This window comes from Mycobacterium sp., assembly GCF_035653355.1.
Taxonomy (GTDB): Bacteria; Actinomycetota; Actinomycetes; order Mycobacteriales; family Mycobacteriaceae; genus Mycobacterium.
In genome coordinates, this window is the sequence record NZ_DASRBZ010000304.1 from 1 (window position 1) to 5,746 (window position 5,746).

Genomic DNA, 5,746 nt, shown 5'->3' on the forward strand with positions numbered 1-5,746 from the left:
CAGGGCGTCACCGAGACGGCGCTGCATGTCGTGCGCCGACAGATCGATGAGGAAGGTCGCCAACTTGCGGTCTCCTCCTCGGGCGCTGATTCGGTGCGCTGCTTGAATTCTCATTATCGGCCCCCGCGCCACCTGCGGATCGACAATGTCGGCGACCAAAGTCGATGGCGCGGCTCCTCCTCGGGCCTTGCGGCCCGCATCGGTCGCCACGCTCAAGCTCCATTGCGCGGCTCCTCCTCGGGCCTTGCGGCCCGCATCGGTCGCCACGCTAAAGCCGATGGCCCCGCTGCTCTTCGGGCTTTTCGGGCCCGCATTGTCGTCAGACTACAATCGACGAGCGAACCAGTGGTAAGGCACAGTTTCACCTCGTATCATCTGAGTTAGTTGCCCCAACAAAGTGGGCATCCACGTTATGCGTGACGGCCTGTCGGCAAGGAGGGACGGAATGCCACTCTCCGATCATGAGCAGCGGATGCTCGAGCAGATCGAGAGCGCTCTCTATGCCGAAGACCCGAAGTTCGCCTCAAGCGTGCGTGGTGGCGGGTTGCGCGCGCCGACCGCGCGGCGGCGCCTGCAAGGTGCGGCCCTGTTTGTTGTCGGTTTAGGGATGCTGGTTTCCGGTGTCGCGTTCAAGGCGACGATGATTGGCAGCTTCCCGATCCTTTCCGTTCTCGGTTTCGTGGTGATGTTCGGTGGTGTCGTGTATGCCATCACCGGTCCGCGGTTCCCGGGCGGGCGTGACCGCGCAGGGTCGCCGGGTGTGCCGCGGCCGCGTCGCGCGAAAGGCGCCGGCGGCTCGTTCACCAGTCGCATGGAGGACCGCTTCCGCCGTCGCTTCGACGAGTAGCGCGGACCGCGGCGATCGCCGCTGACCTGTAGGGCAGCTTTCCGGCTGCCCTCTTTTTTGCGCTCGCCCGTTGTGTCGTTCGCAGCTGCTTCCGCCAAGCGCCCCACAATGCCCCACCAGGGGGCTGGTCCGGTTTCCGACCCACTGAGCTCTCTTTTCGTAGGCGTCCGCATTCCTTGCGGGGGCTCTGGCACACCCGTTACGTGATCGAAGTCGAAAAACGCCGAATCCTTACCTCCAAATGGAGCAAAGTGGGGCGTTGTGGGGTATGGTGGCTGAAGTCGTGGGTGAGACGAAGTTCCGGGACTTCGTGCCGTGGCGGGAGGTGGCCTGATGTTTCTGGGCACCTACACGCCCAAGCTCGACGACAAGGGGCGGTTGACGCTGCCCGCCAAGTTCCGGGACGCGCTGGCAGGAGGGTTGATGGTCACCAAGAGCCAAGATCACAGCCTGGCCGTCTACCCCCGGGCCGAGTTCGAGCAGTTGGCCCGCCGGCTGGCTGACAAGGCCAAGCGCAACAACCCCGAGGCGCGGGCATTCCTGCGTAACCTGGCGGCCGGCACTGATGAGCAGCATCCCGATGCACAGGGCCGGATCACCTTGTCAGCCGACCATCGTCGCTACGCCAACCTCTCCAAAGACTGCGTGGTGATCGGAGCGGTCGACTACCTCGAGATCTGGGACGCGCAGGCCTGGCAGAACTACCAGCAGACTCACGAAGAGAACTTCTCCGCGGCCAGCGATGAAGCACTCGGCGACATCATCTGAGGCGCATGCCCGTGCATCGCGGTCTCTGCCCGAACCGACCCTGACGTACTTCCCCAACGCCAGGTTCGTGCTATCGGACAGGGACCCCGGTGCAGGGGCGGCCCGCGGGCGATCGCAAGCGCGGCGAAGCCGGGCGCAGCGGGTCGCCCGCTGGACCACCAGGGTCGCCCCGCGGGGAGGTGTTGTCATGGCCGACGATGGAGCCGATTTCGGTCATGTGCCGGTGCTGCTGGAACGCTGCGTCACACTGCTCACCCCGGCACTCATCCGCCACCACCCGGACGGGTCGGGTGCCGTCCTGGTTGACGCGACCATCGGCGCGGGCGGTCACGCAGAGCGGTTCCTGACCGACTTGCCCGGCCTGCGCCTGATCGGCCTCGACCGCGACCCCACCGCGTTGGAGATCGCGGCGACACGGCTGGCCCGCTTCGCCGACCGGGTGACGCTGGTGCGCACCAGGTACGACGCCATCAAAACCGCTCTAACCGAATCAGGCTGTACTTCAACGGATTCGGTGCACGGCGTGCTCTTCGATCTCGGTGTGTCGTCGATGCAGCTCGACCGTCCGGAGCGAGGCTTCGCGTATGCGCACAACGCTCCGTTGGACATGCGGATGGACCCGGATTCACCGCGGACCGCGGCCGACATCCTGAACACCTACGACGAGCCCGCCCTGGCTGACATTCTGCGGCGCTACGGCGAGGAGAGGTTCGCGCGCCGCATCGCCGCGCACATCGTCCGCCACCGGGCCGTCACACCGTTCACGACAACCGGTGAGCTGGTTGACCTGCTGTACCAAGCCATTCCGGCGCCGGCTCGGCGCACCGGCGGGCATCCGGCAAAGCGGACCTTCCAAGCACTTCGCATCGCCGTCAACGGCGAGCTGGACTCGCTGCGCAGGGCGCTTCCTGCCGCGTTGGATGCGCTGACCGTCGACGGTCGCATTGTGGTGCTGGCGTACCAGTCGCTGGAAGACCGCATCGTCAAGGACGTATTCAGCAGCGCCGTCGCTTCTCGCACTCCGGCCGGATTGCCGGTCGAACTGCCCGGCCACGCACCGGAATTCAAGTCGCTGACCCGCGGTGCCGAACGGGCCGACCGTGCCGAAATCGAACGCAATTCCCGTAGCGCGCCGGTGCGGTTGCGGGCTCTGCAACGAGTGCGGCAGCAGGTCGCAGCAAGGAGGGCGATTCATGAAGGCTAAGCGGCAGTCAGCGACGCGCCGCGGCACCGATCGCCACCATGGAAGCGACAACGCGGCTCGGAAGAGCACGCGTGGATCGACAGCTCTCGCGGCATCGCGGCGCACCCGGCCTGCCGGCAAGGCTTCGGCCCCAACCCGCGAACTGCGAGCACCGCAGTCGGGGCCGCAGACCACGCCGATGTCGCGACCAGTCGAGCGGCCAGCCCGGCCGAAGAGCGCCGCCCAGGCGAAGGCACGGGCTAAGGCGCGAAAGGCCAAGGCACCCAAGGTCGCTCGCCAGCCGTTGCGGGATCGTTTGCTTACCAGGTTGGCAGCTATTGATCTTCGGCCGCGAACCCTGGCAAGCAAGGTGCCATTCGTCGTGCTGGTCATCGGATCGCTTGGCCTCGGACTGGGCGTCACGCTCTGGCTGTCCACTGATTCCGCGGAGCGCTCCTACGAGTTGGGCAACGCGCGTCAGAAAACTCAGTTGTTGCAGCAGCAGAAGGAGGCGCTCGAACGTGATGTGCTCCAGGCGCAGGCTGCACCGGCGTTGGCAGAGGCGGCCCGAAATTTGGGAATGATCCCGACGCGAGATACCGCCCACCTAGTGCAAGACCCAACGGGTGCGTGGGTGGTCGTCGGAACCCCCAAACCTGCTGAGGGCGCTCCGCCGCCGCCGCTGAACACCAAACTGCCCGACGAAAAGCCGGCACCGCCCAAGCCCGCGGTGAACTCGGTGGAGACGCCGGTTCTGGTGTCACCCGGTGCTGGCGGGCCGAGCTTGCCGGCTCAGTCCGGGCCTGAGGCGTTGGTCCGTGCTCCTGACGGCGCGACGACGTTAGGCATCCAGCAGCCACCCACTGGCGCCATGCCGGGGATGCCCCACATTCCGGCGGGTGGGCCTGGGCCGGTGGCGGTGCCCGGACCCGCTGCCGGTGTGGCCCCGCAACCGGCTCCCGCGGTCCTGCCTCCTGCCGCTCCCGCGGCCCCGCCGCCGGCTCCTGCCGCGGCCGTGCCGCCGGCTCCTGCCGTGGCCCTGCCGCCGGCCCAGGGTGCGGGTCCTGCCATGCCCGCGCCAGTTCCGATAGCGACACCGCCCGCTCCGGCGCCGGCTGCGACGCTGCCCGGCGCACCCCCTGCGCCAATGCCTCCCATCGCTGGACCACCGCCCGGTGTGCCACCTGGGGGACCGCCCGTTGCGGCTCCAGTGCCGGCTGCCACTCCGTTCGCGGCTCCCCCCAGCGGCGAACAGTTCGGCCCGGTAACCGTCACAGCCCCCGGCGCGCCCCGGTGAGCCGCAGCGATCGCTCGCGGGGGCGCCCGTCGCAGACGGCGCGTAAGGCAAGCGACACCCGGAAAGCACGGAAAGCAGTGGGCGAGTCCAAGAAGAAATCGCCGAAGCTGAAGAAAGCCGACGAATCCCGCGCAGAGCTCCGCGGAAACATTGATCCGCAGGGCCACTCGGCCCGCGACCGGCGCACCCGCCAGGCAATCAACCTGGGATCGCGCGGCGCGTCGTTCGTCTTTCGGCACCGGGCGGGCAACGCCGTCGTCTTCAGCGCGTTGCTCGTCGCGGCTGCCCAGCTGTTTTATCTGCAGGTGCCGCGTGCCGCCGGACTGCGTGCGGAGGCCGCTGGACAACTCAAAGTCACCGACGTCGAAAAAGCCGTGCGGGGAAGCATTGTCGACCGCAACAACGACCAACTGGCCTTCACCATCGAAGCTCGCGCACTCACATTTCAACCGCGGCGCATCCACAAACAGCTCACCGAAGCCAAACAAAAGAATGCCAAAGCACCCGATCCGCAGCAGCGGCTGGACGACATCGCCAAGGAAGTCGCGCTTCGGCTGAACAACAAACCGGACCAGGCAACGGTTTTCAAGAAACTCAATAGTGACGAGACATTCGTCTACCTGGCCCGCGCCGTCGATCCGGCTATCGCCACAGCGATCACCACGAAATTCCCGGAAGTGGGCGCCGAGCGCCAAGATCTGCGCCAGTATCCGGGCGGATCGCTGGCCGCCAACATTGTCGGCGGTATCGACTGGGACGGTCATGGTCTGCTGGGCCTGGAGGACTCGCTGGATGCCGTGCTGGCCGGGACCGATGGGTCGGTGACCTACGACCGTGGATCCGACGGCGTGGTGATCCCCGGCAGCTATCGCAACCGGCACAAGGCGGTAAACGGCTCGACCGTGCAGCTGACCATCGACAACGATATCCAGTTCTATGTCCAGCAGCAGGTGCAGCAGGCAACGAACGCCTCAGGGGCGCGCACCGTTTCGGCGGTTGTGTTGGACGCCAAGACCGGCGAGGTGCTGGCCATGGCCAACAACAACACCTTCGACCCGTCGCAAGACATCGGGCGTCAGGGCGACCGGCAGCTGGGCAACCTTGCGGTGTCCTCGCCGTATGAGCCTGGTTCGGTGAACAAGGTGATCACCGCCTCGTCGGTGATCGAATACGGGCTGACCAACCCCGACGAGGTGCTGTCGGTGCCGGGCTCGATCCATATGGGTGGTGTCACCGTTCACGACGCCTGGAACCACGGCGTAATGCCTTATACGACCACGGGTGTGTTCGGGAAGTCGTCCAACGTGGGCACGCTGATGCTCGCCCAGCGGGTGGGTCCGGAACGCTGGTTCGACATGCTCAAGAAGTTCGGGCTGGGCCAGCGCACCAATGTGGGGCTGCCCGGCGAAAGTGCCGGCCTGGTGCCGCCGATCGACCAGTGGTCGGGTAGCACATTCTCCAACCTGCCTATCGGCCAAGGCCTTTCGATGACCTTGCTGCAAATGACGGGCATGTACCAGACCATCGCCAACGACGGGCTGCGGATACCGCCGCGCATCATCAAGGCGACTGTCGCGCCCGACGGCACCCGCACCGAAGAACCGCGGCCAGAAGCTGTTCGGGTGGTGTCTCCACAAACCGCACAGACGGT

The 5,746-nt window shown here is 66.4% G+C and carries 5 protein-coding genes and 1 pseudogene; 5 read left to right on the forward strand and 1 reads right to left on the reverse strand.

Annotated elements, in window-relative coordinates; genetic code table 11:
• Nucleotides 1-210 (reverse strand): annotated as a pseudogene (locus tag VFA16_RS10580) (hypothetical protein); the annotation flags it as partial.
• A 235-nt stretch (nucleotides 211-445) separates the two neighbouring features.
• Between VFA16_RS10580 and VFA16_RS10585 the strand changes: the two are divergent.
• From VFA16_RS10585 to VFA16_RS10605, 5 genes are all read left to right on the forward strand, one after another.
• Nucleotides 446-847, forward strand: a complete 402-nt coding sequence (locus tag VFA16_RS10585; RefSeq protein WP_324967763.1) for a DUF3040 domain-containing protein — start codon at nucleotides 446-448, stop codon at nucleotides 845-847.
• Between the two features lie 333 nt (nucleotides 848-1,180).
• Nucleotides 1,181-1,615 carry a division/cell wall cluster transcriptional repressor MraZ gene (gene mraZ / locus VFA16_RS10590; RefSeq protein ID WP_083089289.1) on the forward strand — a complete coding sequence of 145 codons (435 nt, stop codon included), beginning with the start codon at nucleotides 1,181-1,183 and terminating at the stop codon, nucleotides 1,613-1,615.
• Complete coding sequence (gene rsmH, locus VFA16_RS10595; protein WP_414687689.1) at nucleotides 1,590-2,819, forward strand: 16S rRNA (cytosine(1402)-N(4))-methyltransferase RsmH; 1,230 nt, start codon at nucleotides 1,590-1,592, stop codon at nucleotides 2,817-2,819. Before mraZ ends, rsmH begins: the two co-directional genes overlap by 26 nt.
• On the forward strand, nucleotides 2,809-4,095 hold the full coding sequence (locus VFA16_RS10600; protein ID WP_324967765.1) for a hypothetical protein: 1,287 nt from the start codon (nucleotides 2,809-2,811) through the stop codon (nucleotides 4,093-4,095). Before rsmH ends, VFA16_RS10600 begins: the two co-directional genes overlap by 11 nt.
• The coding region (locus VFA16_RS10605; protein ID WP_324967766.1) for a penicillin-binding protein 2 at nucleotides 4,092-5,746 on the forward strand (1,655 nt) is incomplete at its 3' end. The genes VFA16_RS10600 and VFA16_RS10605, both read left to right, overlap by 4 nt.